At 66.2% G+C, this 26,772-nt stretch carries 23 protein-coding genes; 11 read left to right on the plus strand and 12 right to left on the minus strand.

All coding sequences use genetic code 11. The features are described from left to right. Positions 1 to 97: 97 nt before the first annotated feature. The 5 genes from LU688_RS12650 (at position 98) to LU688_RS12670 (ending at position 5,606) form a co-directional block, all read left to right on the plus strand. On the plus strand, positions 98 to 2,398 hold the full coding sequence (locus tag LU688_RS12650; protein WP_094011252.1) for a fatty acid cis/trans isomerase: 2,301 nt from the start codon (positions 98 to 100) through the stop codon (positions 2,396 to 2,398). A gap of 163 nt (positions 2,399 to 2,561) precedes the next feature. Then, complete coding sequence (locus tag LU688_RS12655; protein ID WP_094011182.1) at positions 2,562 to 3,596, plus strand: acyltransferase family protein; 1,035 nt, start codon at positions 2,562 to 2,564, stop codon at positions 3,594 to 3,596. Between the two features lie 57 nt (positions 3,597 to 3,653). Continuing rightward, complete coding sequence (gene nfuA / locus LU688_RS12660) at positions 3,654 to 4,238, plus strand: Fe-S biogenesis protein NfuA (protein ID WP_160290884.1); 585 nt, start codon at positions 3,654 to 3,656, stop codon at positions 4,236 to 4,238. Between the two features lie 276 nt (positions 4,239 to 4,514). Continuing rightward, positions 4,515 to 5,123 (plus strand): SCO family protein, encoded by a 609-nt coding sequence (locus LU688_RS12665; RefSeq protein ID WP_031315095.1) that lies wholly within the window; start codon positions 4,515 to 4,517, stop codon positions 5,121 to 5,123. Continuing rightward, positions 5,124 to 5,606: a copper chaperone PCu(A)C gene (locus LU688_RS12670; RefSeq protein WP_038705971.1), complete on the plus strand. Its 483-nt coding sequence runs from the start codon at positions 5,124 to 5,126 to the stop codon at positions 5,604 to 5,606. Positions 5,607 to 5,672: 66 nt separating this feature from the next. On the opposite strand, the gene LU688_RS12675 is transcribed toward LU688_RS12670, so the two are convergent. Together LU688_RS12675 and LU688_RS12680 are read right to left on the minus strand one after the other, a co-directional pair. Continuing rightward, a complete protein-coding gene (locus tag LU688_RS12675; protein WP_104443985.1) occupies positions 5,673 to 5,900 on the minus strand; it encodes a hypothetical protein in 228 nt (75 codons plus the stop codon). Between the two features lie 54 nt (positions 5,901 to 5,954). Further along, entirely contained in the window at positions 5,955 to 7,088 is a 1,134-nt protein-coding gene (locus LU688_RS12680) for an MFS transporter (RefSeq protein ID WP_038705972.1), read from the minus strand. 103 nt (positions 7,089 to 7,191) lie between these two features. Here LU688_RS12680 and LU688_RS12685 point away from each other — a divergent pair, with 103 nt between their 5' ends. Next, a complete protein-coding gene (locus tag LU688_RS12685; protein ID WP_104443984.1) occupies positions 7,192 to 7,971 on the plus strand; it encodes an AraC family transcriptional regulator in 780 nt (259 codons plus the stop codon). Here the strand turns inward: LU688_RS12685 and LU688_RS12690 are convergent. From LU688_RS12690 to LU688_RS12710, 5 genes are all read right to left on the minus strand, one after another. Beyond that, a complete protein-coding gene (locus LU688_RS12690) occupies positions 7,958 to 8,794 on the minus strand; it encodes an AraC family transcriptional regulator (RefSeq protein ID WP_038705974.1) in 837 nt (278 codons plus the stop codon). The two genes, LU688_RS12685 and LU688_RS12690, sit on opposite strands and share 14 nt — an antisense overlap. Then, the gene (locus tag LU688_RS12695) at positions 8,791 to 9,105 is read right to left on the minus strand and encodes an AzlD domain-containing protein (protein WP_104443983.1); all 315 of its coding nucleotides are present in this window, start codon (positions 9,103 to 9,105) and stop codon (positions 8,791 to 8,793) included. Before LU688_RS12695 ends, LU688_RS12690 begins: the two co-directional genes overlap by 4 nt. Beyond that, positions 9,102 to 9,800, minus strand: a complete 699-nt coding sequence (locus LU688_RS12700; RefSeq protein ID WP_038705975.1) for an AzlC family ABC transporter permease — start codon at positions 9,798 to 9,800, stop codon at positions 9,102 to 9,104. The genes LU688_RS12695 and LU688_RS12700 overlap by 4 nt, the downstream gene beginning before the upstream one ends. A 149-nt stretch (positions 9,801 to 9,949) precedes the next feature. Continuing rightward, on the minus strand, positions 9,950 to 11,236 hold the full coding sequence (locus tag LU688_RS12705) for a sensor histidine kinase (RefSeq protein ID WP_104443982.1): 1,287 nt from the start codon (positions 11,234 to 11,236) through the stop codon (positions 9,950 to 9,952). Beyond that, complete coding sequence (locus tag LU688_RS12710; RefSeq protein WP_046855862.1) at positions 11,233 to 11,973, minus strand: response regulator; 741 nt, start codon at positions 11,971 to 11,973, stop codon at positions 11,233 to 11,235. Before LU688_RS12710 ends, LU688_RS12705 begins: the two co-directional genes overlap by 4 nt. A gap of 219 nt (positions 11,974 to 12,192) precedes the next feature. On the opposite strand from LU688_RS12710, the gene LU688_RS12715 reads away from it, so the two are divergent. Together LU688_RS12715 and LU688_RS12720 are read left to right on the plus strand one after the other, a co-directional pair. After that, positions 12,193 to 12,468, plus strand: coding sequence for a DUF2790 domain-containing protein (locus LU688_RS12715; protein WP_023632725.1), 276 nt, complete (start codon positions 12,193 to 12,195; stop codon positions 12,466 to 12,468). Further along, positions 12,458 to 13,003 carry a thioredoxin family protein gene (locus LU688_RS12720; protein ID WP_177410830.1) on the plus strand — a complete coding sequence of 182 codons (546 nt, stop codon included), beginning with the start codon at positions 12,458 to 12,460 and terminating at the stop codon, positions 13,001 to 13,003. Before LU688_RS12715 ends, LU688_RS12720 begins: the two co-directional genes overlap by 11 nt. Positions 13,004 to 13,048: 45 nt before the next feature. Here the strand turns inward: LU688_RS12720 and LU688_RS12725 are convergent, their stop codons facing one another. From LU688_RS12725 to xthA, 5 genes are all read right to left on the minus strand, one after another. Then, entirely contained in the window at positions 13,049 to 14,056 is a 1,008-nt protein-coding gene (locus tag LU688_RS12725; RefSeq protein ID WP_104443981.1) for a GlxA family transcriptional regulator, read from the minus strand. Between the two features lie 130 nt (positions 14,057 to 14,186). Next, positions 14,187 to 16,631: a TonB-dependent siderophore receptor gene (locus LU688_RS12730; RefSeq protein ID WP_104443980.1), complete on the minus strand. Its 2,445-nt coding sequence runs from the start codon at positions 16,629 to 16,631 to the stop codon at positions 14,187 to 14,189. Positions 16,632 to 16,859: 228 nt separating this feature from the next. Further along, complete coding sequence (locus tag LU688_RS12735) at positions 16,860 to 18,524, minus strand: cyclic peptide export ABC transporter (protein WP_160291001.1); 1,665 nt, start codon at positions 18,522 to 18,524, stop codon at positions 16,860 to 16,862. Between the two features lie 119 nt (positions 18,525 to 18,643). After that, positions 18,644 to 19,522 carry a formylglycine-generating enzyme family protein gene (locus LU688_RS12740; RefSeq protein WP_160291000.1) on the minus strand — a complete coding sequence of 293 codons (879 nt, stop codon included), beginning with the start codon at positions 19,520 to 19,522 and terminating at the stop codon, positions 18,644 to 18,646. A gap of 137 nt (positions 19,523 to 19,659) precedes the next feature. Then, positions 19,660 to 20,472, minus strand: a complete 813-nt coding sequence (xthA, locus tag LU688_RS12745) for an exodeoxyribonuclease III (RefSeq protein ID WP_023631818.1) — start codon at positions 20,470 to 20,472, stop codon at positions 19,660 to 19,662. Between the two features lie 163 nt (positions 20,473 to 20,635). Here xthA and LU688_RS12750 point away from each other — a divergent pair, with 163 nt between their 5' ends. From LU688_RS12750 to LU688_RS12760, 3 genes are read left to right on the plus strand one after another with little or no spacing between them, the layout of a single operon-like run. Next, entirely contained in the window at positions 20,636 to 21,286 is a 651-nt protein-coding gene (locus LU688_RS12750; RefSeq protein WP_104443978.1) for a GNAT family N-acetyltransferase, read from the plus strand. Positions 21,287 to 21,338: 52 nt separating this feature from the next. Continuing rightward, a complete protein-coding gene (locus LU688_RS12755) occupies positions 21,339 to 23,081 on the plus strand; it encodes an autotransporter assembly complex protein TamA (RefSeq protein WP_094011189.1) in 1,743 nt (580 codons plus the stop codon). Beyond that, the gene (locus tag LU688_RS12760) at positions 23,078 to 26,752 is read left to right on the plus strand and encodes a translocation/assembly module TamB domain-containing protein (protein WP_160290999.1); all 3,675 of its coding nucleotides are present in this window, start codon (positions 23,078 to 23,080) and stop codon (positions 26,750 to 26,752) included. The genes LU688_RS12755 and LU688_RS12760 overlap by 4 nt, the downstream gene beginning before the upstream one ends. Positions 26,753 to 26,772 lie beyond the last annotated feature (20 nt).

Raw genomic sequence — 26,772 nt, forward strand, 5'->3', positions numbered from 1 at the left:
ATTCGCATGAATTTCCCTCATGTTAGTGCGACCCTCCAACACCTCAGGACCCGCCAGGCACATCGTGATGGCTTTCAAGAACCAGGACATTCGGCACATGCTGCATCGCATACTTGCCAGCGCCTTCGCCTTGCTCATCAGTGGCGCGGCGTTCGGGCAGGCCCCCCAATCGAGCCCGACGATCTCATACACCCGGGATATCCAACCGATCTTCACCGAGAAGTGCGTGGCCTGCCACGCCTGTAACGACGCTGCCTGCCAGCTCAACCTGGGCAGCGCCGAGGGCGCCGAGCGCGGAGCCTCGAAGGTGCCGGTCTATCAGGGCGAGCGCAGCCAGGCGGTGCCCACCACGCGGCTGTTCTACGACGCCCGCGACGAAGCGGGCTGGCGCAAGCAGGGCTTCTATTCGGTGCTGGACAAGCAGGGCAGCCAGGCGGCGCTGATGGCGCGCATGCTCGAACTGGGTCACAAGACCCCGCTCACGCCCAACGCCAAACTGCCCGAAGAGATCGTGCTGGGGCTCAACCGCAACAACATGTGCCCGTTGCCCCACGAATTCGACGCCTACGCCGGTGCCCATCCCAAGGAGGGCATGCCGCTGGCGGTCACCGGGCTGACCGACCAGCAGTACCAGACCCTGCAGCGCTGGCTGGCCGCTGGCGCGCCGGTGGAAAAGACCCCGATCCAGCCCAGCGCGGCAGAGGCGAAGCAGATCGCCGACTGGGAAGAACTGCTCAATCGCCCCGGCTCCACCGAGGCGCTGGTCGGCCGTTGGCTGTACGAGCACCTGTTCCTGGCGCACATCTATTTCGTCGGTGGCGAGCAGGGTCACTTCTTCCAGTGGGTGCGCTCGCGCACCCCGAGCGGCCAGCCGGTGGACCTGATCGCCACCCGCCGCCCCAACGACCCGCCGGGCACCGACTTCTACTATCGGTTGATCCCGGTGCAGGGCGTGATCGTGCACAAGACCCACATCACCTACCCGATGGGGCCGCAGAAGCTCAAGCGGGTCAAGCAGCTGTTCTACAGCGGCGACTGGCACGCCAGCGCACTGCCGGGCTATGGGCCGCGGCACCGGTCCAACCCGTTCGAGACCTTCGAGGCGATCCCGGCGGTGGCCCGCTACCAGTTCATGCTGGACAACGCCGAGTACTTCGTCCGTACCTTCATCCGTGGCCCGGTGTGCCGCGGGCAGATCGCCACCGACGTGATCCGCGACAACTTCTGGGCGCTGTTCCAGGAGCCGGCCCACGACCTGTACATCACCGACGCCCAGTACCGGGGCGAGGCCACGCCGCTGCTGGCCATGCCGGGGCAGATCGACGACGTGGGCAGCGTGCTGAGCCTGTGGCACGCCTACCGTGACAAGCGCAACGAGTACGAAGCCCTGCGCCGTGAGGCCTATGCCGAACAGCCGGCGCCCAGCTGGTCGACGCTGTGGGCGGGCAACGACAACGCACTTTTGAGCATCTTCCGCCACTTCGACAGCGCCTCGGTGACCAAGGGCCTGATCGGTGACGTGCCGCTGACCATGTGGCTGTTCGATTATCCGCTGTTCGAGCGCACCTACTACCAGCTGGCGGTGAACTTCGACGTGTTTGGCAATGTTTCGCACCAGTTGCAGACGCGGCTGTACTTCGACCTGATCCGCAACGGCGCCGAGATCAACTTCCTGCGCCTGATGCCGGCCGGCAAGCGCGGCGAGATCCTCGGCGACTGGTACCAGAACAGCGGCAAGGTGAAGATGTGGATGGACTACGAGGACATCGACACCAGCACTCCGAGCGCGCTGAAACTGGACAAGCACGACCCCAAGCGCGACTTCGGCCTCAAGCTGCTGCAACGCACCGGCAGCCTGAACGCCGCGCCGGACCCGATCAACCGCTGCCAGGGCGCCTATTGCTCGCGGCCCGGGCTGTCCGCGGAGTTCCGTGACGCCGAGCAATCGCTGAGCCGCCTGGTGTCGCGCCCGGCGGCGGGGCTCAAGGTGATCGGCCAACTGCCCGAGGCGAGCATGCTGCGCATCGAAGGGCAGGGCGGCCAGCGCCAGGTCTACAGCCTGCTGCGCAACCGCGCGCACAGCAACGTGGCGTTCCTGCTTGGCGAGGCCTATCGCTACCAGCCGGGGCTCGACACCCTGACCTTGTATCCGGGCGTGCTCAGCAGCTACCCCAACTTCATCTTCAACATCCCGACGGCCGATGTGCCGGAGTTCGTCGAGGACATGGAGGCGGCGCGTGACGACACCGACAAGTTCGAGCGCATCGTCATGCGCTGGGGTGTGCGCCGCAGCCATCCTGAGTTCTGGCGCTACTTCCATGACCTGAACAGCTACATCAAGGAGACCCAGCCGGTGGAGGCCGGGGTGCTGGACATGAACCGCTACGAGAACCTCTGATCGGTTGGCCGGGACTTTCCCGGCATCCTGCGGTCGGAATCGGTAGGTAGGCCCTGGGCTGCGCTGCAGCCCATCGCCGGCAAGTCGGCTCCCACAGAAGTGCGCGAACCCTGTGGGAGCCGGCTCGCCGGGCCTCAATGCACCGCCGATCACAGGGTATTTCATGCTGTATTCGCTTCAGGCTCTACGGGCATTCGCCGCCTGGCTGGTGGTCTGCCACCACTTCCGGCAGATCTTCTTCGACTTCCACGCCACCGGCCCCATCGGCCAACTGCTCGCTGATCGCGGCGCGGTGGGGGTGGACATCTTCTTTGTCATCAGTGGCCTGGTGATCTACCTGTCGACCCGCGACAAGGCCATCGCCCCAGGACAGTTCCTGCTCAACCGTGCCTTGCGCATCGTGCCCGCGTATTGGTTCTACACCCTGCTGATGGCCGTGCTGATGCTGGCGGCCAGCCGCTGGATGCCGCACCAGGTGTTCGAATGGCAGCACCTGCTGCTGTCGCTGTTGTTCATCCCGGCGGAAAACCCCGGTGGCTATGGGCTGTATCCAACGCTCAACGTCGGCTGGACGCTGAACTTCGAGATGTTCTTCTACCTGCTGTTCGGCCTGGCCTTCCTGGTGCGCCAGCGTCATCACCTGTGGCTGGTGACGGCAGCATTGCTGCTGGCGAGCGAAGTGCTGGGGCGCCTGGGTGTGCTGAGCCGCTTCTACAACAACGATATCGTCTACGAGTTCCTGTTGGGCATCGGCCTGGGTGTGCTGTATCGACGCGGGTTGATCCGCGAAGGGCTGTGGTTGCCGTTGGGATTGCTCGGTCTGGCGGGGTTGGCGCTCTATCACCTCGACGCTTCGCAGCGCCTGCTGCACTGGGGCCTGCCGAGCGCCCTGGTGGTGCTGGCGTTCATCGCCCTGGAGCGCTACTTCAAGGGCAATCAGGTTCTCAAGGCCCTGGGGGACTGTTCCTACTCGGTGTATCTGGTGCATGTGCTGGTGCTGTACGCCGGTCTATTCATCAGCGAGGGGCTGCGCCTGAACCCTTACCTGGTATTTGCCCTGTGCGTGCCGTCAATCGGACTAATGTCGTGGCTCAGCTACCAATGGCTGGAGCGCGGCCTGTACTGGCGGCTCAAGGCCGTGTTCACGGCGCGAACGGCGCAGGAACCGGCGCTGGCGCTTTCCCGAGTCAAATACTAGGACTTTGTTCGCACGCCGGGTTGGCGTACACTGCCGGCAAGTCTGTGAGGAACTTCCATGAGCGCTATAACCATTACCGACGCCGCCCATGATTACCTGGCCGATCTGCTCTCCAAGCAGAACACGCCTGGCATCGGCATCCGTATTTTCATTACCCAGCCGGGCACAACCTACGCCGAGACCTGCATTGCGTACTGCAAGCCGGGCGAAGAGAAGCCCGACGACCAGCTGGTGGGCCTGAAGAGCTTCACCGCCTACCTCGATGCGGTCAGCGTGCCGTTCCTGGAGGACGCGCTGGTCGACTACGCCACCGACCGCATGGGTGGCCAGCTGACCATCAAGGCGCCGAACGCCAAGGTGCCGATGGTCAACGAAGACAGCCCGATCAACGAGCGGATCAACTATTACCTGCAGACCGAGATCAACCCGGGCCTGGCCAGCCACGGCGGCGCCGTGAGCCTGGTGGACGTGGTCGACGACGGCATCGCCGTGCTGCAGTTCGGCGGTGGTTGCCAGGGCTGCGGCCAGGCCGACGTGACCCTCAAGGAAGGCATCGAGCGCACCTTGCTCGAGCGTATTCCCGAGCTCAAGGGCGTGCGTGACGTGACCGACCACAGCCAGAAGGAAAACGCGTACTACTGATCGCAGTGGTGACGCCATCGCGGGGCAAGCCCGCTTCCACAGGTTGTGGGAGCGGGCTTGCCCCGCGATGCTTTTCAGGCTTTGTGCATTGATCCCTAGCAACAAAGTGTTACGGATTCAACCCCTGCGACAACCGGTCGCGCCCCGTAAACAAAGGGCTGCAGCCCGATCAGCCGGATGTCGGGTGGATGGTACGGGGGGGGGCGTGACAGAATGCCCCGGTTTTCTGGCCGGCCCATCCCAGGGGTCGGCACCTTCCCTGTAAAGGATGGTTCCATGAATGATCTGTTGACCCGGCGCGCAGTTGTCGCCGGGATGGGCGTACTGGGGCTTGGCCTGCTGGCGGGCTGCAGCCCGGCCCGTGGCCTGGACTTCAAGTACGGCAAGAACATGAGCAACGAGATCCTCGGTCGCAAGTTCAAGCTCAAGGACCCGCAAGGCAACGAGCGCACCTTGTCGAGCTTCTACGGCTCGATGCCGATGATCTTCTTCGGCTTCACCCAGTGCCCGGCCGTCTGCCCGACCGCCATGGCGCGTGTGGCGCAGATCCGCAAGATCCTGCGTGGCCGCGACCGCGACCTGTTCCAGCCGGTGTTCATCACCCTGGACCCGGAACGCGATACCCCCGAGGTGCTCGATGCCTACGTCAAGGCCTTCGACCCGTCGATCGTCGCCCTGACCGGCACCCCCGAGGAAATCGACGCCGTGGCCCGTGAGTTCAAGGTGTTCTACGAGAAGGTCCCGGCCGGCGATACCTACACCATCTCTCACTCGTCCACCAGCTACGTCTACGATACCCGTGGCACCCTGCGCCTGAGCCTGGGCCATTCCCTGAACGCCCAGGAATGCGCCGAAGACCTGGTCACCCTGATGGAGATCTGCTGAATGTCGATGCAACCGATCAAGCGCGGCCTGGCCGCCCTGGCACTGATGAGCCTGGCCCTGCCGGCCCTGGCCCAGACCACCGTGAGCGACGCCTGGGTACGCGCCAGCGTGCCGCACCAGCACGCCACCGGGGCCTTCATGACCCTGACCGCGAGCAGCGACAGCAAGCTGGTCAGCGTCGCCTCGCCCGTGGCCAAGACCGTGCAGGTGCACGAGATGACCATGAACGGCGACGTGATGGGCATGCGTGAAGTGAAGGCGGTCGAGTTGCCGGCTGGCAAGGCGGTGAAGCTGGACCCGAACGGCTTCCACGTGATGCTGATGGGCCTGAACCAGCAGGTGAAGGAGGGTGAGCAGGTACCGCTGACCCTGACCATCGAGGATGCCAAGGGCGCGAAGGAAACCCTGCAGGTGCAGGCTCCGGTGCGTGCGCTCAACGCCGAGGCCGGCGCCGGCCACGACCATATGCACATGAACCACTGATGCAGCACCCATCGCGGGCGATGCGGCGCTCCGACGAGCCTGCTCCCCCGCGATGGTTTTCAGCGGTCAGCTGCGAAAACGTGGCAGCGGCCGTTCGATGTTCAGCGAGGTCAGCGTCTTGCGCACCTGGGCGTCTTCGGCCTCGAGTGCCTTGAGGCTGGCGCGGATCTTGCCGGCGGCGGGCACGTCGCCCTGGCGGTCGATCCAGTCGGCGATCTCCTTGCAGGCGCTGCTCAGGCAGACCTGACGCTGGCTCATCAGCGACAGGAGCGTGGTGATTTCTCGTTCGGACATGGCGGGTTCCTCCGTTCAGCCTTGTGAGTGTAGCAGCGGCTGCAGCCGACGGTGTCAGCCGCGCAGATAGCGCAAATAGCCCAGGCTCAGCGCGCAGATGGCGAGCGCGATCAGCAGCAACCCAGGCGCCAGCATCTGCAGCATGCCGACTACCATCAGCCCCGCGCCGATCTGCAGGTAATACAGCAGGCCGAACAAGGCTGCCGCCGTACCCCGGCAATCGGCGTAGGCCACCAGTGCCGAGCCGAGCAGCAAGGGGATGGCCATGGCGAACGCGATCATCACCAAGGCCATTGGCGCGACGATCCACGGTGATTCACCGATTGCCGTCATGCCCAGGGCGCCGACCACGAGCAGCAGCGCGGCACCCTTCATCAGGGTGGCGGCCGCGACTGCGCGCCCCAGCAGCAGAGCATTGAGCCTGGCGCCAGCCAGCGAGCCGAGGGCCAGGCCCACGCCCGAATAGCCCATCCACTGTGCCTGTCCCAGGCGTTCGAAGACGAACGGCGCCAGGCTGTACCAGGCGAACACGGCAATGTTGAACAAGGCCACCAGCGCGCTGGCCAGCAGCACCCGGCGGTCCGCCAGCAGGCGCATCAGCACCTGGCGCAACGGTGTCAGCGCGGGCGCGGCGGCCTGGGTCTCGGGCATCGCCTGCCAGCCCCAGGCCAGCAGTGCCGATGCCAGGATCAATTGCGCGGCCAGCACGCCGCGATAGCCGAACGCCTGGTCCAGCCAGCCGCCACCGAGCATGCCCAGTGCGGGGCTTATGGCCAGGCATGCGCCGATCAGCGAGAACACCCGGGCCAGTTCCGCGCCGTTGTAGCGGTCGCGCAGTGCAGTCTGGGTGACCACCGAACCGACTGCGGCGGCGAAGGCGGCGACCATCCGCGCCGCCAGCAACTGGCTGAAATCGCTGGCCAGCAGTGCCGCCAGTGCTGCCAGGGTATACAGCGCAAGGCCCGCGAGCATGGTCGGCCGCCGGCCCTTGATATCGCACAACCGCCCCCAGAACAGCACGCCGACCGCGAAGGCGACGAAGTACAACGACAGGGTCAACGAGGCGTGCGCAGCGGAAACCGCGAAGCCTTCGGCCAGCGACACCAGAGCCGGGCTGTACAGGGTTTCGGCTATTTGCGGGAACATGAGCATGGCAGTGGCGAAAGCCAGCCAATAACGATTTTGCATGGGCTTGTCCTCTGCAGTTGATCGGAGGCCCATGGTAGGGTTGGCAAGCTATGATCCATTATCGTGATCAAGCCAGGAAATCAATGAAACAGGACAAGCTGCAATGGCATGGCTCGCACCCGATAGCGCCTTTGACCCGGACGCCCACCCAGCACCGGTGATCGGCATCTGCTCGGCCTTGGGCGACCATGATTCCGGCAACCACTGGCATGTCCGAGGCCAGGTGCTGTTCACCCGCCAGGGCTGCGTGCGTATCGACTCGCCGGGGCTGCTGTGCCTGTTGCCGCCGAGCCGCGCGGCGTGGATACCGGGCGGCCTGGCGCATCGTGCGCGGATGCGCGAGACGGTGGATTACCGCTCGGTGTACCTGGATGCGACGGCGGCGCAGGGGCTACCGGAGCAGGTGACCATCCTCGACGTCAATCCATTGCTGCGCGAGCTGCTCGAGCGGATTGCCCAGGCACCCTTCGACAGCGATTGGCGGCATGGGGCCAATCATCATCTGCTGGGCTTGTGTCGTGCCGAACTGCAGAGCGCGCAGCGCCAGCCAATGCTGCTGCCGCTGCCGCGCGACCGACGCCTGGCGCGCCTGGTGGACGGCCTCGATCGCTTGCCGCCAGCACTGGGCGAGTTGGCGCGGCAAGCCGGGGCCAGTGAAAAGACCATTGGCCGCCTGATGCGTCGCGACACCGGGATGAGTTACCAGCAATGGCGCCAGCAGTGGCGATTGCTGAGGGCGGTCGAGCGCCTGGCGCTGAACGTGCCGCTGGGCGAGATCGCCGATGAGCTGGGCTTCGCCAGCGACAGCGCCTTCATCGCGTTTTTCCGCGGCATGACCGGGCTGACGCCGGGCGCCTGGAGTCGTGCCGCTACGCCAGGTTGAGACAGGCCTGGCGATAGGCGCCAGGCGGCACGCCATAGGCCTGCTTGAACTGCCGGCTCAGGTGGCTCTGGTCGGCAAAACCCAGGGTAAAGGCGACTTCGAGGACTGATTGACCGCATTTGAGCAGTTCCCGGGCGCGGGCCAGGCGGCGCTGCTTGAGCCAGGCATGGGGCGGCAGGCCGGTGGCCTGGCGGAATACCCGGGCGAAGTGGAATGGCGAAAGGTTCACCGCGGCCGCCAAGGCTTCCAGCGACGGCGGATCGGCCAGCTGGCTCTCCAGCAGCTCGCGGGCGCGGGCCACGGCCAGCGGTTCGTTGCCGGGGGCGACGGGCTCGGCGCAATGGCCATGGCGCTGCACCAGGGCCAGCACCGCCTGGCGCCAGGCGGTCTGTTGCTCCAGGGCGCTGGCGCAGGACTCCGAAAGCCGATGCAGGTGGCTGAACGTGGCGGCCAGGGCCGGGTCCTGGATCACGCTGTCCTTGAACCGGGGCAGGCCATGGCGGCCCAGCTCCAGTTCGTCGAGCACGCCGGTGACCCGTTCATGCTCGGGGTAGAAACCACGGTAGCGCCAGCCGGCCTCGTGGGCGGTGGCGCCGGTGTGCAGCTCGTCGGGGTTGATCAGCACCATGCTGCCCACCGGCGCCAGGTGCTCGCTGCCTCGGTGCCAGAAGCGCTGGGCGCCAGACTCGATCACGGTGAACACATAGCCTTCGTGCACGTGCGGGGCGAAGCGCTGCTGGATATAGCGGGCGTGCAGCATCTCGACATCGCCCAGGGCGGGCGCCTGCCACAGGTGGGCCTGTTCGCGCAGTGGCGTGCTCATGCCAGCCAGCTGCGCAGGAGGAAGAAGATCAGCATGCTCGCCAGCATGCTCAGCAATACGCTGCGGGTCAACAGCACCAGGGCGATGGCCACCAGCGAACCGAGCAGGTAGGGGTTCAGCGGGCTCAGGTCGAGCTGGTGCTCGGGCAGGAAGATGATCGGCCCGCAGATCGCGGTGAGCATTCCGGGCACGGCAAAGCCGAGGAACTGCCGCGCATTGGAGCTCAGGCGCAGGGGCAGGCGCGGTTCGAGGAAGGCGTAGCGGTTGAGGAACACCACCGTGCCCATGGCGAAGATCAGCAGCCAGATCATAAGCGGCCTCCGGAAAACTTCTGGCAGACGAACCCGGCGGCCATGCCCAGCAGACCGGCGGCGACCAGGGCGGTCTCCCAGTGCCAGTAACTGAACAGCACCGAGCAGAACAGCGACACCGCCACGCACACCACGGTCGGCAGGTTGCGCACCAGCGGCGCGATCAGTGCGACGAAGGTGGCGACGATGGAGAAGTCCAGGCCCAGCTGGTCCAGGTGCGGAATGTTCTGGCCGAGGACGATGCCGGCCAGGGTGAACAGGTTCCACGCCACGTAGAAGGTCAGGCCCACGCCCAAGGCGTACCAGCGGTTGAACTGCTGCTGGTCGTGGTGACTGGTGAGGGCGAAGAACTCATCGGTGAGCAGGAAGCCCAGGCCCAACCGCCAGCGGGTCGGCAGCCCCGACAGCACCGGGCGCATCGACAGCCCGTAGAGCAGGTGCTGGGAGGTCAGCAGCAGGGTGGTGAGCAGGATCGAGAACAGGTTGGCGCCACCCTTGAGCATGCCGATGGCCACCAGTTGCGCGGCGCCGGCGAATACGATGGCCGACAGGCCCTGGCCTTGCCAGGCGCTGAGGTTGGCTTCGATGGCCATGCTGCCGGCGAGCAGGCCCCAGGGGGCAACGGCCACGGACAGTGGCAGGATGGCGATGGCGCCGTGGAGGAACGCTTGGCGGGCGAGGGGTGGGCTGGGCATGGAAGCGGCAACGAATCGACAGGGCAGACAAGCATGCCAGACAGGCCAGAGGGTGGCTTGAACGATCTTGCTTTGTTGTCGCCTTTGCTGGCCGCGTCAATAGGGCAAGCCCGCTCGCTCAGGCTTGAGCAGCGGGCTTGCCCTTTACTTCAACGCAACTCGACCTGGGCGCACAGCCCACCTTCGGCGCGGTTGCGCAAGGTCAGGCTGCCGCCCATGGCCTGGGTCAGCTGCTGGGCGATGGCCAGCCCCAGCCCGGTGCCGCCTGTACTGCGGTTGCGCGAGCTTTCGACCCGGTAGAACGGCTTGAGCACGTCGTCGAGCTCCGCCTCGGGGATCCCGGGGCCATCGTCGAGCACGCGGATCAGCGTCACGCCGTTCTCGCAGCCGACTTCCAGCTGCGCGGCACCGGAGAACTTCAGCGCATTGTCCACCAGGTTCACCAGTACCCGGCGCAAGGCGTGGGGGCGGGTTTCCAGGGTGGCCTGGGCGCTGCCGCTGCGATTCACCTGCGCGCCGCTGTCCTGGTAGTCGAACACCAGGCTGTCGAGGAAGGCGTCGAGGTTGACCCGGCACGGCGCCTCGGTGCCGCTGTCCATGCTGCGGGCATAGGCCACGCCCTCGCGCACCAGGTGCTCCATGGCGTCGAGGTCGTGCCACAGCTTGTCCTTCTCCAGCCCGTCGTCCATCTGCTCGACGCGCAGCTTCATGCGCGTGATCGGCGTCTGCAGGTCGTGGGAGATGGCGGCCAGCAATTGCATGCGTTCCTTGAGGTAGGCAGCGATGCGCGCCTGCAGCGCATTGAAGGCTACGGCGGCGTAGCGCACCTCGCGTGGGCCGCTTTCGTCGAGCAGCGGGCCGGGGCTGTTCGGGTCAAGGTTGTCCACGGCCTGGACCAGCCGGGTCAGCGGGCCGATGGCCAGGCGCACGGCGAGCCAGGTGCAGGCCAGCAGCACCGCCAGCTGGATCAGCAGCACTACTGGCAGCCAGGTGGCCACCGGCACCGGGGCCGGGGTGACGTCGATGGTCAACGGCGCGCCGTCGGCCAGGCGCAGGTGGGCCTGGAAATGCGCATTGGGGCCGGGGATTTCCTGGAAGGTCAGGCGGTAGCGGTCGCCGATGGCCTTGACGATGGAGTCGGCGGCCATCGGCGGGTTCTCGCTGGGCATGGCTTCGCCGGACAGCCCCTCGTCCAGCTGGTAGCGGTAGGTGCGCCGTTCCAGGCGTGGCAGCCAGGCCGGGCGCTCTGCGGCGGGCAGTCGGTCGAGGATGGCGACAGAGGTCGAGACGTCCAGCTCCAGGTTGCTGAGCATCATCGAGCGGCTGCTGACATAGCGCTCATACGCCTGCAGGCTGAACGACAGGCCGTAGGCCAGCACCAATCCTGTGAAGAAGATCAGCGCCAGGCGCGAGGCCAGGGTCCGCGGCCACTTCACGCCGGCGACTCCAGCAATTGCACCGGCAGCGAGAATACATAGCCTTCGCTGCGCACGGTCTTGATGCAGGTGGGTTCGCGGGCGTCGTCGCCCAGGCGCTGGCGCAGGCGGCTGACCAGCAGATCGATGGAGCGGTCGAAGATGTCCGCCTCGCGGCCCTGGGTGAGGTTGAGCAGCTGTTCACGGCTGAGCACCCGCTGCGGGTGGTCGAGGAATACCCGCAGCAGGCGGTACTCGGCGCCGGACAGCGCCACCAGGGTGCCCTCGCTGTCGAGGAGGTGGCGCGCGGTGGTGTCCAGGCGCCAGGGGCCGAAGGCGATCAGGCGCCCGCTTTCGCTGATGGTCAGGTTGGGCGGCAGCATGCGCGTGCGGCGCAGCACGGCGTTGATCCGCGCCAGCAGCTCGCGGGCGGAGAAAGGCTTGGTCAGGTAGTCGTCGGCGCCCATTTCCAGGCCGATGATGCGGTCGGTCTCGTCGTTGCGCGCGGTCAGCATCAGCACCGGCGTATTGCGGTGCTTGCCGGCGCGCAGTTCGCGGCACAGCAGCAGGCCGTCGTCGCCGGGCATCATGATGTCGAGGACGATCAGGTCGACCGTGTTGTTTTCCAGGAAGGCGCGCATCTGTCGGCCATCGGCGACGATGCTCGTGCGCAGGCCGTTCTTCTTCAGGTAGTTGCCGACCAGTTCGCGGATTTCGCGGTCGTCGTCGACGACCAGGATGTGATCGACATGCTCCATCGGGGTGTCCTTGTGAGTGAGGGTTGGGCGCAGTGTACCGAGCGAATCCGGGCTTGCCTGCCACGCTTTGTATTGCAGTGTATCTGGCACTGCCGTGGATACAGGAGGAAGCACGTCACAGCCTGGGTGGACACAAGCGCGATACCTGGCGGGAGTGAAATGGCTCTACCGGGGAGCGACGTCTCCCCAATGCCAAGACCTCGCATCAGGAGAACCACCATGACTATCAAGACCCTCGCCAGCGCCGCCTTGTTCGCCGTCCTCGGCCTCGGCGCCATCACCGCCCAGGCCAGCAGCACCTCGCTCAACGAGGCCAGCGTGATGCAGTACCGCTACGGCGACAAGCTGGATGTGAAGAAGGTGCTGTCGGTGAAGGATGACCGCAGCAACACCTGCGGCGTGGTCAACACCCGCATGGACTACCTCGACTCCCAGGGCAAGCCGCAGAGCGTCGAGTACCGTTCCTACGCCACCAGTGGCTGCCATGACAACTGAGGCGCGCGGCAAGCGCCGCCTGCTCAAGGCCGGCGGCGTGGCCCTGGCCCTGCTCGGGTTGGGCCTGGCCGGCCACCTGCTGGCCCGCGACAGCTATGGCCCCATGCCTTCGCTGGCCGGCGCCGAGCAGTGGCTCAACTCGCCGCCGCTGGCCGGCCCGGCCCTCAAGGGCAAGGTAGTGCTGGTGGATTTCTGGACCTACGACTGCATCAACTGCCGGCGCAGCCTGCCGCATGTCAACGACTGGGCGCGGCGCTATGGCGAGCAGGGGTTGGTGGTGGTCGGGGTGCATACGCCGGAGTACGACTACGAGCATGACATCGGCAGTGTCCGGGCGCAGGTGCAGCAGTTGGGCATTGCCTATCCGGTGGCGGTCGATAACGGCTACCGGATCTGGAACGCCTGGGGCAACCAGTTCTGGCCTGCGCACTACTTCGTCGACCGCAAGGGGCAGGTGCGCCATGTGCACTTTGGCGAAGGCGATTATGCGGGGCAGGAGCGGGTGATCCAGGCATTGCTCGATGAGCAGGGCTGATCCGTTGACAGTTCCGGCCCTATCGCGGGGCAACCCCAGGCGACATCATTCGCCGAGCCGCTGCTCCCGCGACGGCGGATAACCGAAGTACGCCGCATAGCACTTGCTGAAATGCGATACCGAAACGAAGCCGCAGGCCACCGCGACCTCCATCACCGACAGGTCCGAATACTGCAACAGCCGCCGACTCTTGGTGATGCGCAGCTCCATGTAGTAGCGCCTGGGCGAGGTGCCCAGCTGGGCCTGGAACAAGCGGTCGATCTGTCGGCGCGAGCGCCCGGAGTAGGCGGCCAGCTGGTCGAGGCTGAGGGTTTCTTCGAGGTTGTTTTCCATCAGCTCGACGATGGTGCGCAGGTGCAGGCTCATGGACTTCTTCGCTCCGGGCCCGACCTGGCGATAGCGTGCGCCGGAGAACGACAGGATCTCTTCCACGCCTTCGGCCAGGGCATCGCCGTACAGGCGCCGTACCAGGCCGAGCATCAGCTCCATGGCGCCATTGGGGCTGGCGGCGCTGAGGCGGTCACGGTCCAGGGTGAAGCTGGCCGGGGTGATGCGCGTCTGCGGGCTGATCTCGGCCAGGCTGGCGCGCTGCTCGGGGTGCACGCTGCAGCCGTAGTCGTCGAGCACCCCGGCGCGGCCGAGGAACCAGGCGCCGTTCCATAGCCCGCCGAGGGTCATGCCGTGGCTGGCGCAGCCGTCCAGCAGGCGGTCGAGGTCGGGGTATTTCAACGGCGTGCGCAGGCCGCCGCACACCACCAGCAGGTCGAGGTCGTGCAGGCTGCGGGGATCGAGTGGGCTGGCGATCAGTTCCAGGCCCAGGTCGCTGAGCACGCGATCGCCGCCCAGTGACAGCGGGGTGGAGGTGAAACTGTCGACGCGCAGCAGGTTGGCGGTGACCAGCACGTCCATCGCCACGGTGAAGCTGGCCATGGAGAAGTGCTCGAGCAGGACGAAGTCGACGCGATAGGGGCGCTGGTTGCCGGCGTCGCCGGACTTGAGCCGCAGCATGTTGCTGGTGCTGGTCTTCTTGCTGAATTGGCGTGGCGTGGGCACTGCGGACTCCGCTTCCTGGCTGGCGGGGTCGAGTGTGCGGTGGGGCGGGGGGAAAGACAACAGGGCGTTGGATGCCGCTGAAAACACAGCGCCCCCTCGAGAGGGGGCGCCGGTTGTTGCCGTGCGGGGTCTAGAAGTCGCCGCGCAGGGTGAACATGTAGCTACGCGGAGTACCGTAGGTGGTGCCACGGGTCCAGTAGCCCATCGAGTCGAAGTACTTGCGGTCGAACAGGTTCTCGACGTCCACGCCCACGGTCCAGTGCTCGTCGAGCTTGTAGGCGGCACGCGCGTCGAAGATAGCTCGGCCGCTGTTGTACGCCTCGTTGTAGGCATCGACGTAGGAGTTCTGCGCCGAAACGCCACCACCTACGCTCAGGCGGTTCCACTCGCCCGGGAAGGTGTAGTTGGTGTTCACGCGCACCATGTGTTTCGGGGTCTGCGCCGAGATCGGGCCACCTTCGGAGGAGCTGGTGGTGTTGTAGGTGTAGCCAGCCGCCACTTGCAGGCCCGGCAGCAGTTCGCCGGTGGCCTCGGCTTCGAAGCCCTTGCTGCGGTTGATGCCGTCGCCGTTGACCCAGCAGCGGCCGGCCGGATCGCTCGGGCAATTGCCACGGTTGGCTGCATCTTGCTGGGCGACGTCTTCCTGCTCGATGTAGAACACGGCGAAGGACACGTTCAAGCGTTTGTCGAACAGCTCACCCTTGATCCCGGTCTCGTAGTTCGAACCGACCGACGGGTCGAGCACGCTGCCGCTGACGGTGCGGTAGTTGGACTGCGGCAGGAAGATGTCGGCGTAGCTGGCGTACCAGGACCACTGGTCGTTCAGGTCGTAGATCGCACCGACGAAGGGTGTGAATTCCTCGTCCTGCCGGCTGGTGGTCACCTTCGGGCCGTTCCAGGCTTCGTTCTTGTACCAGCTCAGGCGACCACCGAGGACGAAGCTCAGGTCTTCGGTGGCGTGCAGGCGGGCGCTCAGGTAGGTGCCGTAGCGGGTGTCGATGGTGTCATCCATGGACTTCCAGCCATTGCGCTGCAATTCGGGGATATTGCTATGGTCGGGATCAAAGACATTGAGCGGGATAGGGCTGGGCAGCGCTATGGTGTTGTCCTTGTCGTTCATCTTGCGCTTGGACCAGTTGGCACCGAGCGTCAGCTGGTGGGTCAGGCCAAAGGCCTCGAACGTGCCGTCCAGGTGGCCGTCGACGGCATTGGAGGTCACATCGAACTTGTGGTAGCTGACGGTGTTGACCGTCGGTCCACCTGGGGCGTTGTACTCCAGCGTCTCGCGCGCGCCCCACTCGATGGCGCTACGGTTGTAGCCGCCTTCGGAGTGAGACAGCGCCAGCTTGCCGGTCCAGTTGTCGTTGAATCGGTGGGTGAGGTCGGCGAACACCTCGTCCATGTTGGTCTGCAGCTTGGTCCAGTCCTGCCCGAGGTAGGTCGAGCGCTTCAGGTGCGGGTTGCTGCCGTCGGGGTTGTTGGGGATACCCAGCACGCTGTAGCCGTCGATGCGCGAGGTCTGGCGGCGCAGGCCGACAGCGACCGTGGTGGCATCGTTGAGGTCGGCCTCGACGATGCCGTACAGCAGCGGCCGCTTGGACTTGGTGACGTCGGTGAAGTAGCCACGGTCTTCATAGGAGGCAACCATGCGTCCGCGCAGGGTGCCCTGGGGGTTGAGGCGGCCGCTGGCATCCAGGTCCAGGCGGTAGTTGTCCCAGGAGCCGGCGCGGGTGATGACGGAGAAACGCGGGTCGGCGGTCGGGCGCTTGCGCACCAGGTTCACCGCGCCGCCCGGATTGCCCGCGCCCACCAGCAGGCCGGAGGCGCCGCGCAGCACTTCGACGCGGTCGAAGATCGCCATGTCCGGGGTCATCCAGCCGGTGTAGGCGTAGGCCTGGCCTGGCACGCCGTCGACCATGTAGCTTTCGTCGGTGAGGTCGAAGCCACGGGAACTGAAGTGGTGGTTGCCATAGCCGCGGTTGGCGCGGGTGATACCGGTGGTCTGGGCCATCACCTGGTCCAGCGAGACCAGGTTCTTGTCGTCCATCAGCTTGCGGGTGACCACGGTGACCGACTGTGGGGTCTCACGCAGCGATTGCGCGGTCTTGCCGATGGTCACCGCGCCAGTGGTGTAGGAGTTGCTGCCCTCGGTGGTGGCACCCAGCACCTGGCCATTGATGGTGGTGGCGTCCAGGGTCATGGCCGAACCGGATTCAGCCGCGCCGCTGATGATCAGGGTGTTGTCCTGCACGCTGTAGCGAATCCCGCTGTTCTTCAGCAGCTCCCCAGCTGCCTGGGTTGGCGAGAAACGACCCTTGACCGGGCTGCTGCGCAGGCCCTGTACGGTCTCGGGGCTGAACAGCACCTGCAGGTTGCCCTGGCGACCCAGCTCTTGCAGCGCGCTGCTCAGCGATTGCGCCGGGATGTCGTAATCCTGCTCCTGGGCCTGCACTTGCGCTGCCAGCGGCAGGGCCAGGGCGAGTCCGAGGGTGGCCATGGCCGGCGAGGAACGCAGCATCCGGCGCAGCATCAGCGCCTTGCTCAAAGGGGTCAGTGTGTTGGCTGGTATTGGCATTTTTATGCTCTGGCTCAAGGTACGCAAAGTAAATGAAAATTATTCCGTTGCGAGTAGGACGCATGCGCATGCCAAAACCGGAAAAATATTTACGGTTGGCAGAGGCCTGACCTGCGACTTCCCTGTGGGCAGGGTTGATTCAGCGTGCGGCAATAGGGGAACGAGCGATGCGGCGGGGAATTTACAAAGTGCGGGCGGTGGCGAGGATCCACCGCCCGTGAGGCGGAGTCAGGCGGGCAGGGCGGGTTCCTGGTTGCGCTCGACGACGATCTGGCCGCCGTGCATGCGTACCAGTTGGTCGGCAACCGGGAAGTAGCGGTCGTCGTGGGAGATGACGATGATGGTCTTGCCCTGCTGTTTCAGCTCCGGCAGCAGCTCGGTGTAGAACACGCGGCGGAAGGCCGGGTCCTGGTCGGCGGCCCACTCGTCGAACACCAGCACCGGGCGCTGGTCGAGCCAGGCATTGATCAGCGCCAGGCGCTTGCGCTGGCCGGTGGACAGGTCGGTGGTGGTGAAGCTGCCGTCGCGGATGCTCACCTTGTGGGCGATATCCAGGCGTTCCAGATACTTGCCGGCCTCGGGCGGCAGTTCGGCCTGGCCGGGCAGCGGCTCGTCGAACAGGTAGTAGTCGGCGAAGATGGTGGTGAACAGCTGGCGGTAGTCGTCCAGGCGCTGCGGGGTGACCGTTTCGCCATTGAGCCGAACTTCGCCCTGTTGCGGGCTGTACAGGCCCAGCAGCAGCTTGATCAGGGTGGTCTTGCCGCAGCCGTTCTCGCCGACGATGAAGACGATGTCGCCCTGGCGGATGCTCAGGTTCACCGGCCCCAGGTGGAACGGCTGGCTGCCCTCGACCTGCGGGTAGTCATAGCGCAGCTGGCGCAGCTCGATGGACTCGACGCTGGACACGGCGGGTGCGCGGTCGCTCACCAGCAGGTGCGGCTCGGGCGACGAGAAGCGCGCCGACAGCTCGGCGATGCGGCGCAGGGCGATCTGCGCGCGGCTGATGCTCGGCAGGTTGCTGATCAACTGCTCCAGCGGCCCCTTCATGTACAGCATCACCAGCACGAAACCACCAAGCACGGTGCGCTCGGTGCTCGGCCACAGCGCCTGGAAGGCGATGGCCACGCCGATGACGGCGAAGAACAGCATCGAACCGAAGGTTTCGGCGCTGACGAAGATGTTCGCCGCGCGGATGTTGGCCTTGCAGATGCGCTCGGTGGCGCCGTGGATCAGCTGGTCATGCATGTACTGGCGGCGCTTGCGCTGGATACGCAGTTCCTTGGCGCCGCCGGAGAGGGCCTGGTAGTGCTTCTGCAGCTCGTCCTCGCCGTTGCGCGCGGTGAGGATGTTCTTCATGCCGAAGCGGTGGGCGAGGAACTGCGCGCCAGTGCCGATCACCACGGTCAGGGCGGTGATCAGCAGGATCTGCCAGGACAGCAGCGCCAGGTAGGCGAGGCAGCCCAAGGTGACGGTAAAGGCAATGACCATGGGTGCCACGGACAGGGCGAAGGCGCTGATGGTGCTGACATCGTTGAGCAGCACCGGGATCAGGCGGTGGGCACGGTAGCGCTCCAGTTGCGCGATCGGCGCCACCAGCACCTTGGCGGACAACTCGCGGCGCAGCCGCGCCACCACCTTCTGGCCCACGTAGTTGGTCAGCAGGTTCGAGCCGGTGGAGCAGGCCAGGGTCAGCACGCACAGGCCGCCGAACAGCAGGGCGGTATGGGTGTCCGGCCCGCCGGCGGCATTCATCGCGCTGTTGATGGTGGCCAGCAGGGCGGTGACGCTCAGGCCGCTGACCACGCCAAGGGCCGCCGAAAGCGCGACCAGCATCCAGAACGGCTTGAGTATGCGCAGGGTTTCCTGGGCGAGGCTGGGTGTCTTGAGCGTCATGGGGGCATCTCGTGAGTATTCGTTGGCGCCGGGCAGGAGCAGGTCCTGATCTTGGTAGACGAGAGGGTTTTGCGCGGATTTAGTCGCCCGGCGCCGAGGGCGCCGGGGCGGGGCAGGGCTTACAGCTCGCGGGCGACGCGGAAGCCGATCCAGTCGCCGCGCAGGGTGGAGCTGCGCTCGTTGCGGTTGCCCGAGCGCGAGAAGATCGGCGCCTCGGTGTAGTCGTTGCCGCGGATCACCCGGCGATCCTCGCATTCGCTGCTGTTGGTCTGCGGGCTGCCGTCGGTGGGGGCGCTGGCGTAGCTGTCGACGTAGCAGTCGCGGGTCCATTCGTAGACATTGCCGTGGCCGTCGTAGACGCCAAAGGCATTGGGCGGGAAGCTGCCGACCGGCGAGGTGAAGGAGAAGCCGTCGGTAGGGCCATAGGTATTGGCGTGCTTGGAGATCTGGTACTTCTGCTCGTCGTTGTCATCGAGCGGGAAGGGGAACGGCCCGGTGCTGCCGCCACGCACGGCGTACTCGCGCTGGGATTCGCTGAGGACCTTGTAGACCTTGCCGGTCTTCTTCGACAGCCAACTGGCATAGGCCTCGGCTTCGTGGAAGTTCAGGCACACGGCGGGCTGGCGGTCGCCTTGCTGGTAGCGCGGCACGCCGGCGATGCACTCGCGGCCCGGACGGGTATCGCCGTTGGGCACCTTGTAGCCGGTGGCCTTGAGGTAGGCCTTCCACTCCCCGTTGGTGATCTGATATTGGCTCACGGCAAAGGCTTTTTTGAACGTGACCTGGTGCATCGGGCCTTCGTCGTCCTGGCGGCCCTTTTCGTCATCCGGGGTGCCCATCATGAAGCTGCCGGCGGGCAGCACCACCATTTCCGGGCAGGTCTTGGCGCAGTCGCGGAACACGCTGCCAGGTTTGTGCGCGGGCGCCGCGGCCAGGGCCGGCAGGCTGCAGGCGACCAGCAGGGCGGCCAGGGTGAGGCGGTTCAGGGGTGCGGTCATGGGGAAGCCTTGTTCAGGGTTGCTGGGCAGACAGCGGGAGTTCGTGCTGTTGGACGAACTGAACGAGGCGATGTTTAAGGGGGATTTGTATCCAGGTGTGGTAGGGCTGCGCCTGTGAGCGCGCAGCCCGTACGCAATCAACTCAGTTCAAGCCAGATCGGTGCATGATCCGAAGGCTTTTCCATCCCGCGCAGCTCATAGTCGACCCCGGCGGCCCTGACCCGCGGCAGCAGCCCATGGGAGGCCATGATCAGGTCGATGCGCAGGCCGCGCTTGGGCTCGTCCTCGAAACCGCGGCTGCGGTAGTCGAACCAGCTGAAACGGTCGGCCACGTCAGGGTACAGGTGGCGGAAGCTGTCGACCAGGCCCCAGCCCTTGAGACGCTCCATCCACTCGCGCTCTTCGGGCAGGAAGCTGCACTTGCCGGTCTTCAGCCAGCGCTTGGCGTTGTCCGGGCCAATGCCGATATCACAGTCCTGGGGCGAGATGTTCAGGTCACCCATCACCACCACAGGCTGGTCGTTCTTGAACTGCCCTTCGAGCAGGGCCTGCAGGTCGCTGTAGAAGCGCTGCTTGGCCGGGAACTTGGTGGGGTGGTCGCGGCTTTCGCCTTGGGGGAAGTAGCCGTTCATGATGGTGATCGGCGTACCGTCGGCATCGGCGAAGGTGCCCCAGATGAAGCGGCGCTGGGCGTCCTCCTCGTCACTGGCGAAGCCCTTGGACAGCGACAGCGGTTTTTCCCGCGAGAGCAGGGCGACGCCATAGTGGCCCTTCTGGCCGTGGTAGTGCACGTGGTAGCCGAGTGCCTCGACGTCGGCCAACGGGAACTGATCGTCGCTGACCTTGGTTTCCTGCAGGCCGATCACGTCCGGCTGGTGTTTGTCGATCAGCGCCGCCAGCTGGTGCGGGCGGGCGCGCAGGCCGTTGATGTTGAACGAGACGATCTTCATGGAAAGACGATCCTGGTAAAAGCCACGGATGCTAGCCGACATCGCCGGCCACGGCCAGCATGGCGCCGCGCGGCAGGCGCTGCTAACGTGCTGGAGGAGGTGAACCCAGCGCCGGAATCTGGTTCCAAGGCCCTGTACGCCCATTCCAGGAGGACTGCCCGCAATGCCCGACGACATCGCCGCCCCGGCCCGGATCTGCCTGCTAGACGCCGGCTACGCCCGCGAGGCGCGTTCGCTGCTCTACCATGCCTACCGCCACGAACCGACCTTCGCCTGGCTGTTCGAGGCCCAGCGCCCCGGGTACGAGCGCCGCCTGCGGGTGATGGTGCGCGAGTGGGTGCGCCAGCACTTTTACCTGCAATTGCCGGCGATCGGCCTGTTGCTGGAGGATCGCCTGATCGGCCTGGCGCTGATCGTGCCGCCGCAACGCCGGCTTGGCGTGGCCGACAGCTGGGCCTGGCGCCTGCGCATGATCCTCGGCACTGGCCTGCGCTGCACCCGCCGCTACCTGGATTACCAGGCCGCGCTGGCCGGGTGCCTGCCAGGGGACAAGGTGCATGTGCTGCCGCTGTTGGGCGTGCACCCGCAGTTCCAGGGCCAGCACTACGGCGAGCAACTGCTGCAGGCCGTGCATGACTGGTGCGCGGAAGACGCCGGTACCGACGGCGTGGTGCTGGACACCGGCAATGCGCATTACCTGGCGTTCTACCAGCGCCAGGGTTATGAAGAGATCGGCGAGATCGCCGTGGGGCCAATCCGTGAGCGGGTGTTCTTCCACCCCAACCCGCGCTCGTCGAGGGTAGCGAACCTGTGACAGGCGTTTTCTGAAAGCCCCTTGGCCGTTGCGCTCTGGTAGCATGCCGCGCATGACGTATTCAGGAAGACTTGGCTGGGGCCTGCTGTTGCTGGCCGCCAGCTCCATGGCATGGGCGCAGAGCGAATTGCTGGTACGGGTCAAACCCGCCAACAAGGCGCTCAAGTCCAATATTGAAGGGTATATCGGCAGCCTGGGTGACCGCGACGAAGAGGCCTTGCAGCGCTTCAGTCGGGGCGCCGAGGAGCAGGCGCGCAAAGCGGCCCAGGCCCTGGGCTATTACCAGGCGCGGGTCGAGACCGAGGTCAAGGCGCCGGCCGAAAAAGACAAGCCACCACAACTGATCATCCAGGTCGAGCCCGGCGAGCCGATTCGGCTGCGCAATGTGACCGTGCGCATCGAAGGGCCGGCCAGCGAACTCAGGGTGTTCCGCATTCCCGACAGCAAGGCGTTGCGCCCAGGCGAGCAGCTCAACCATGGCACCTACGAGGATGCCAAGCGGCTGATCCAGAACCAGGCCTCGCGCTACGGCTTCTTCGCCGGGCGCTTCGAGCGCCAGCGCCTGGCGGTCGATCCGCAGGCCGGTGTGGCCGATATCGAGCTGGTCTACCAGAGCGGCCCGCGCTACCGCCTTGGCGCGGTGAGCTTTGGCGGCGATGCACCGTTGGACAACGACCTGCTGCAGCGCATGGTGGGGTTCAAGCCCGGTACCCCGTACGACTCGGAACTGATCGCCGAGCTCAACAACGACCTGCAGTCCAGTGGCTACTTCGACAGCGTTCGGGTGGACGCAGCGCCCACCGCCGCAGTGGGCGAGGATATCCCCGTGGACGTCCACCTCGACACCCGCAAGCCACGCACCCTCGGCCTGGGCCTGGGTTTCTCCACCGACGTCGGGCCACGCGGCAAGGCCAACTGGACCCGCCACTGGGTCAACCCGCAAGGGCACAGCTACGGCTGGGAAACCGAGCTGTCGGCGCCCCGGCAGAACGTCGGCTTGTGGTACGACATCCCGCTGGATCCGCCGCTCACCGACAAGCTGCGCTTCGCCGGCGGCTACCAGAACGAAGAGATTTCCGGCACCGACACCCTGAGCAAGCTGCTGACGGTCGGCCCGGAGTGGCACAGCAAGCTGCCCAGCGGCTGGCAGCGGGTGATTTCGCTCAAGTACCAGCGCGAGGAATATCGCCTGGGCGACGACTCGGGGCTGAGCAACCTGCTGATGCCGGGCGTCAGCTTTTCCTACCTGCGCAGCGACAACCGCATCGACCCGCACAATGGCTACCGCCTGCAGTTCGACCTGCAGGCGGCCAAGGAAGGCCTGGGCTCGGACACCAACCTGATCCACGGCAACGTGCTGCTTAAGGGCTTGACCACCCTGGGCCAGAACCATCGTTTCCTTGGCCGCGTGCAGTTCGGCGGCAGTGCCACCAATGGCTACCAGCAGAACATCCCGCCGTCACTGCGCTTCTTCGCCGGTGGCGACCAAAGCGTGCGCGGCTACGACTACCAGTCGCTGTCGCCGAAGAACAACCAGGGCGACCGCATCGGTGGGCGCTACCTGGTGGCCGGCAGCGCCGAGTACCAGTACTCGATTGCCGAGAAATGGCGCCTGGCGACCTTCATCGACCAGGGCAATTCGTTCAACTCGCTGGAACTGCCCAGCCTCAAGACCGGCGTCGGCATCGGCGTGCGCTGGGTGTCGCCGGTGGGGCCGCTGCGCCTGGACCTGGCCCGCGCCCTGGATGACGACGGTGGTTTTCGTTTGCACTTCTCCATGGGGCCTGAGCTGTGACGCGTGTAGTCAAACCCATCCTGCTGGCATTGCTGGGCCTGCTGTTGCTGATCGTCCTGGCGTTGGGCCTGGTGCTGGGCACCCAGGGCGGCAGTCGTTGGGTGCTGAGCCTGGTGCCGGGGCTGCAAGTCAGCGATTTCTCCGGACGCCTCGGCGGCAGCTGGCAGGCCAGCCAACTGCGCTGGACGGCGGGCGAAGACCGTGTCGAGGTGCAGGCCCCGCAACTGGACTGGTCGCCAACCTGCCTGCTGCGCGCCACCTTGTGCGTCGAGCGTCTGCAGGCCGAGCGTATCGACATGGCCTTCGCCCCGGGCGAGGACAAGCCCGATGGCGGCCCGCTGCAACTGCCGGCGCTGAATCTGCCGTTGGCCATCGAGCTGGGCGAGGTCAAGCTGGGCCAACTGCGCCTGGATGGCAGCGACCTGCTGGGCGACCTCAGCCTGGCCGCGCACTGGACCGCGAGCGGGCTGCGCGTGGATAGCCTGCAACTGCGCCGCGACGACCTGCGGCTGGACGTGCAGGGCGACCTGGTACCCCAGGGCGACTGGCCGCTGCAGCTGCAAGGCACGCTGCAACTGCCGGCGGTCGATGGCAAACCCTGGCAACTGGCCTTGAGCGCCAAGGGCGAGTTGCAGAAATCCCTTGCCATCGATGCCACCAGCAGTGGCTACCTGGACGCACGCCTGAGCGGTGAGCTGCAGGCCCTGGCTGAGCACCTGCCGGCCCACCTGAGCATTCGCGCGGACAGTTTCAAGCCCGCAGCCGAGCTGCCCGACACCCTGCAACTCGACCAGCTGCGGCTCGATGCCCAGGGTGACTTGCTCAAGGGTTATCAGCTGTCCGGCTCGGCCATGCTGCCCGCCGAGCAAGGGCCGATCGGCCTGGTGCTGGCCGGCAAGGTCGATGCCAAGGGCGCCCGGCTCGACGCCCTGGACCTGAACGCCAGCGACCAGCAGCGCCTCAAGCTGCAGGCCAGCGCCGACTGGCAGCAGGGCCTGAGCGCCGATGCCAGCCTCGACTGGCTGGACTTCCCCTGGTTGCGCTTGTACCCGCTGGAGACGGCGCCCCAGGTCACGCTCAAGCGCTTGAACGCCCAGGTGCAGTACCGCGACGGCAGCTACAAGGGGGTGTTCAACGGCGACCTGGATGGCCCGGCCGGCGCCTTCAGCCTGGCCAGCCCGTTCGACGGCGACCTGGGCCAGGTACGCCTGCCGCAGCTGGTGCTCAATGCCGGGCAGGGCAAGGCCGCCGGCAGTGTCGCCCTGCGTTTTGCCCACACCCTGGCCTGGGATGTCGACCTGCAACTGTCGGCCCTGGACCCGGCCTACTGGCTGGCGGAGCTGCCCGGCACCCTGGCCGGCCCGCTGCGCAGCCAGGGCGAATTGAAGCACGAGCAACTGACGCTCAAGGCTCAGTTGGACCTCAAAGGGCGCCTGCGCGGCCAGCCGGCGCTGGTCAAGGTCGACGCTGAAGGCGCGGGCGAGCGTTGGACCCTGGGCAGCCTGGCGGTGCAGCTGGGCGACAACCGCATCAATGGCAGCGCCAGCGTACAGCAACGCCTTGCCGGACGTGTCGACCTCGACCTGCCGCGCCTGGGCCAGCTCTGGCCGCAACTGCAAGGGCAGGCCAAGGGGCGCCTGGACCTGGCCGGCACCCTGGCCGCGCCGCAAGGCACCCTGACCCTGCAGGGGCAACAGCTGGGCCAGGCGGACAACCGCGTGCAGCGGCTGGACATGGATGCCCGGCTGGACAATGCCCAGCGCGGCCAGGTGACGCTCAAGGCCGGCGGTATCCGGGTGGGTGATACCTCCCTGGGCAGCCTTGATGTGCAAGGCAAGGGCGATCTTCGCCAGCAGGCCGCCACCCTGGCCCTCGACGGCCCGCAACTCAAGCTTGACCTGGCGCTGGATGGCGCCCTGGCCAAGGGCGACTGGCGCGGTCGCCTGGCGAGCGGGCGCATCCAGGCCGGAGGCCAGGACTGGCAGTTGCAGGCGCCGGCGCGCCTGCAGCGTCTGGCCAGCGGCCAGCTCGATTTCGGCGCCCATTGCTGGCGCTCCGGCCAGGCCAGCCTGTGCGGCGAGGACCAGCGCCTGGCGCCGGAGCCGCGCCTGCGCTACCACCTCAAGCAGTTCCCGCTGGACAGTCTGGCGCAGTGGTTGCCCAAGGACTTCGCCTGGCAGGGCCTGCTCAACGCCGACATCAACCTCGACATCCCGGCCAGCGGGCCCAAGGGCAGCATCCGCGTCGATGCCGGCGGCGGCACCTTGCGGGTACGCGACAAGGACCGCTGGGTCGACTTCCCCTATCAGGTGCTGCGCCTGGACAGCACCCTGGCGCCACGCCGGGTCGACACCCGCCTGGACTTCCGTGGCGAGCGCCTGGGTGAGCTGAATGTGAACACCCGCCTTGATCCGCTGGGCCGCAACAAGCCGTTGTCCGGTGATTTCCGCCTGGCCGGGCTTGAGCTGTCGGTCATTCGGCCGTTCCTGCCGATGGTCGAGCGCCTGGCTGGCCAGCTCAACGGCAGCGGGCGTCTGTCCGGCAGCCTGATTGCGCCCCAGGTCAATGGCAGCCTGGCCTTGAGCGGTGGCGAGGTCAGCGGCGCGGAGTTGCCGGTGAGCCTGGAGGGCCTGTCGCTGCAGGCGCTGATCGCCGGTGAGCAGGTGCAATTGAACGGCAACTGGCGCAGTGGCGCGGCAGGGCGTGGGCAACTGACCGGACACCTGACCTGGGGTCAGGCGCTGGGCATGGACCTGCGCCTGCAAGGCCAGCAGCTGCCGGTCAGCGTCGAGCCCTACGCGGCGCTGGAAATGGCGCCCGACCTGAGCATTCGCCTGCTGGACGACAAACTGGCGGTGACCGGCAAGGTGCAGGTGCCCAAGGGCAAGATCACCGTGCGCGAGCTGCCGCCGTCGACGGTCAAGGTCTCGGACGACACGGTGATCGTTGGCCACCAGACCGAACAGGGCAAGCCGCCGGTGGCGGTGGCGATGGACATCGATGTCGATGTCGGCAGCGAAAAACTGTCGTTCAAGGGCTTCGGCCTGACCGCCAACCTGCTGGGGCACGTGCATATCGGCGACAACCTCGACACCCGGGGCGAGCTGAGCCTGGCCGATGGGCGTTACCGCGCTTACGGGCAGAAGCTGACCATTCGCCGCGCGCGGCTGCTTTTCGCCGGTCCCATCGACCAGCCGTACCTGGATATCGAGGCGATCCGAAAGGTCGACGACGTGATTGCCGGTATTCGCCTGAGTGGCAGCGCCGAACAGCCGACCACCAAGGTGTTCTCGGAGCCGGCGATGAGCCAGGAGCAGGCGTTGTCCTACCTGGTGCTGGGCCGGCCGCTGAACAGCTCCGGCGAGGACAGCAACATGCTTGCCGAGGCGGCGCTGGGGCTGGGCTTGATGGGCAGCGCCGGCCTGACCGGCGGCCTGGCTTCGAACCTGGGCATCGACGACTTCCAGCTTGACACCCAAGGTACGGGCAACAAGACCAGCGTGGTGGCCAGCGGCAACCTCACCGAGCGCCTGAGCCTGCGCTACGGCGTAGGCGTGTTCGAGCCGGCCAACACCATCGCCTTGCGCTACAAGCTCAGCAAGAAGGTCTACCTGGAAGCCGCCAGCGGCCTGGCCAGCTCGCTGGATATCTTCTACAAGCGCGATTTCTGATCTGTCCTTTATCCGCCCCG

It is taken from the genome of Pseudomonas soli (assembly GCF_021283165.2).
Lineage (GTDB): Bacteria > Pseudomonadota > Gammaproteobacteria > Pseudomonadales > Pseudomonadaceae > Aquipseudomonas > Aquipseudomonas soli.

Coding starts and splice junctions, on each gene's coding strand:
- LU688_RS12710 (WP_046855862.1), bottom strand. CDS start 11,973: ATGGAGCATGTCGATCACATCCTGGTCGTCGACGACGACCGCGAAATC.
- LU688_RS12715 (WP_023632725.1), top strand. CDS start 12,193: ATGACTATCAAGACCCTCGCCAGCGCCGCCTTGTTCGCCGTCCTCGGC.
- LU688_RS12650 (WP_094011252.1), top strand. CDS start 98: ATGCTGCATCGCATACTTGCCAGCGCCTTCGCCTTGCTCATCAGTGGC.
- LU688_RS12700 (WP_038705975.1), bottom strand. CDS start 9,800: ATGCCCAGCCCACCCCTCGCCCGCCAAGCGTTCCTCCACGGCGCCATC.
- LU688_RS12735 (WP_160291001.1), bottom strand. CDS start 18,524: ATGACGCTCAAGACACCCAGCCTCGCCCAGGAAACCCTGCGCATACTC.
- LU688_RS12740 (WP_160291000.1), bottom strand. CDS start 19,522: ATGACCGCACCCCTGAACCGCCTCACCCTGGCCGCCCTGCTGGTCGCC.
- LU688_RS12750 (WP_104443978.1), top strand. CDS start 20,636: ATGCCCGACGACATCGCCGCCCCGGCCCGGATCTGCCTGCTAGACGCC.
- LU688_RS12685 (WP_104443984.1), top strand. CDS start 7,192: ATGGCATGGCTCGCACCCGATAGCGCCTTTGACCCGGACGCCCACCCA.
- LU688_RS12665 (WP_031315095.1), top strand. CDS start 4,515: ATGAATGATCTGTTGACCCGGCGCGCAGTTGTCGCCGGGATGGGCGTA.
- LU688_RS12690 (WP_038705974.1), bottom strand. CDS start 8,794: ATGAGCACGCCACTGCGCGAACAGGCCCACCTGTGGCAGGCGCCCGCC.
- nfuA (WP_160290884.1), top strand. CDS start 3,654: ATGAGCGCTATAACCATTACCGACGCCGCCCATGATTACCTGGCCGAT.
- LU688_RS12730 (WP_104443980.1), bottom strand. CDS start 16,631: ATGCCAATACCAGCCAACACACTGACCCCTTTGAGCAAGGCGCTGATG.
- LU688_RS12720 (WP_177410830.1), top strand. CDS start 12,458: ATGACAACTGAGGCGCGCGGCAAGCGCCGCCTGCTCAAGGCCGGCGGC.
- LU688_RS12675 (WP_104443985.1), bottom strand. CDS start 5,900: ATGTCCGAACGAGAAATCACCACGCTCCTGTCGCTGATGAGCCAGCGT.
- LU688_RS12755 (WP_094011189.1), top strand. CDS start 21,339: ATGACGTATTCAGGAAGACTTGGCTGGGGCCTGCTGTTGCTGGCCGCC.
- LU688_RS12695 (WP_104443983.1), bottom strand. CDS start 9,105: ATGATCTGGCTGCTGATCTTCGCCATGGGCACGGTGGTGTTCCTCAAC.
- LU688_RS12670 (WP_038705971.1), top strand. CDS start 5,124: ATGTCGATGCAACCGATCAAGCGCGGCCTGGCCGCCCTGGCACTGATG.
- LU688_RS12655 (WP_094011182.1), top strand. CDS start 2,562: ATGCTGTATTCGCTTCAGGCTCTACGGGCATTCGCCGCCTGGCTGGTG.
- xthA (WP_023631818.1), bottom strand. CDS start 20,472: ATGAAGATCGTCTCGTTCAACATCAACGGCCTGCGCGCCCGCCCGCAC.
- LU688_RS12680 (WP_038705972.1), bottom strand. CDS start 7,088: ATGCAAAATCGTTATTGGCTGGCTTTCGCCACTGCCATGCTCATGTTC.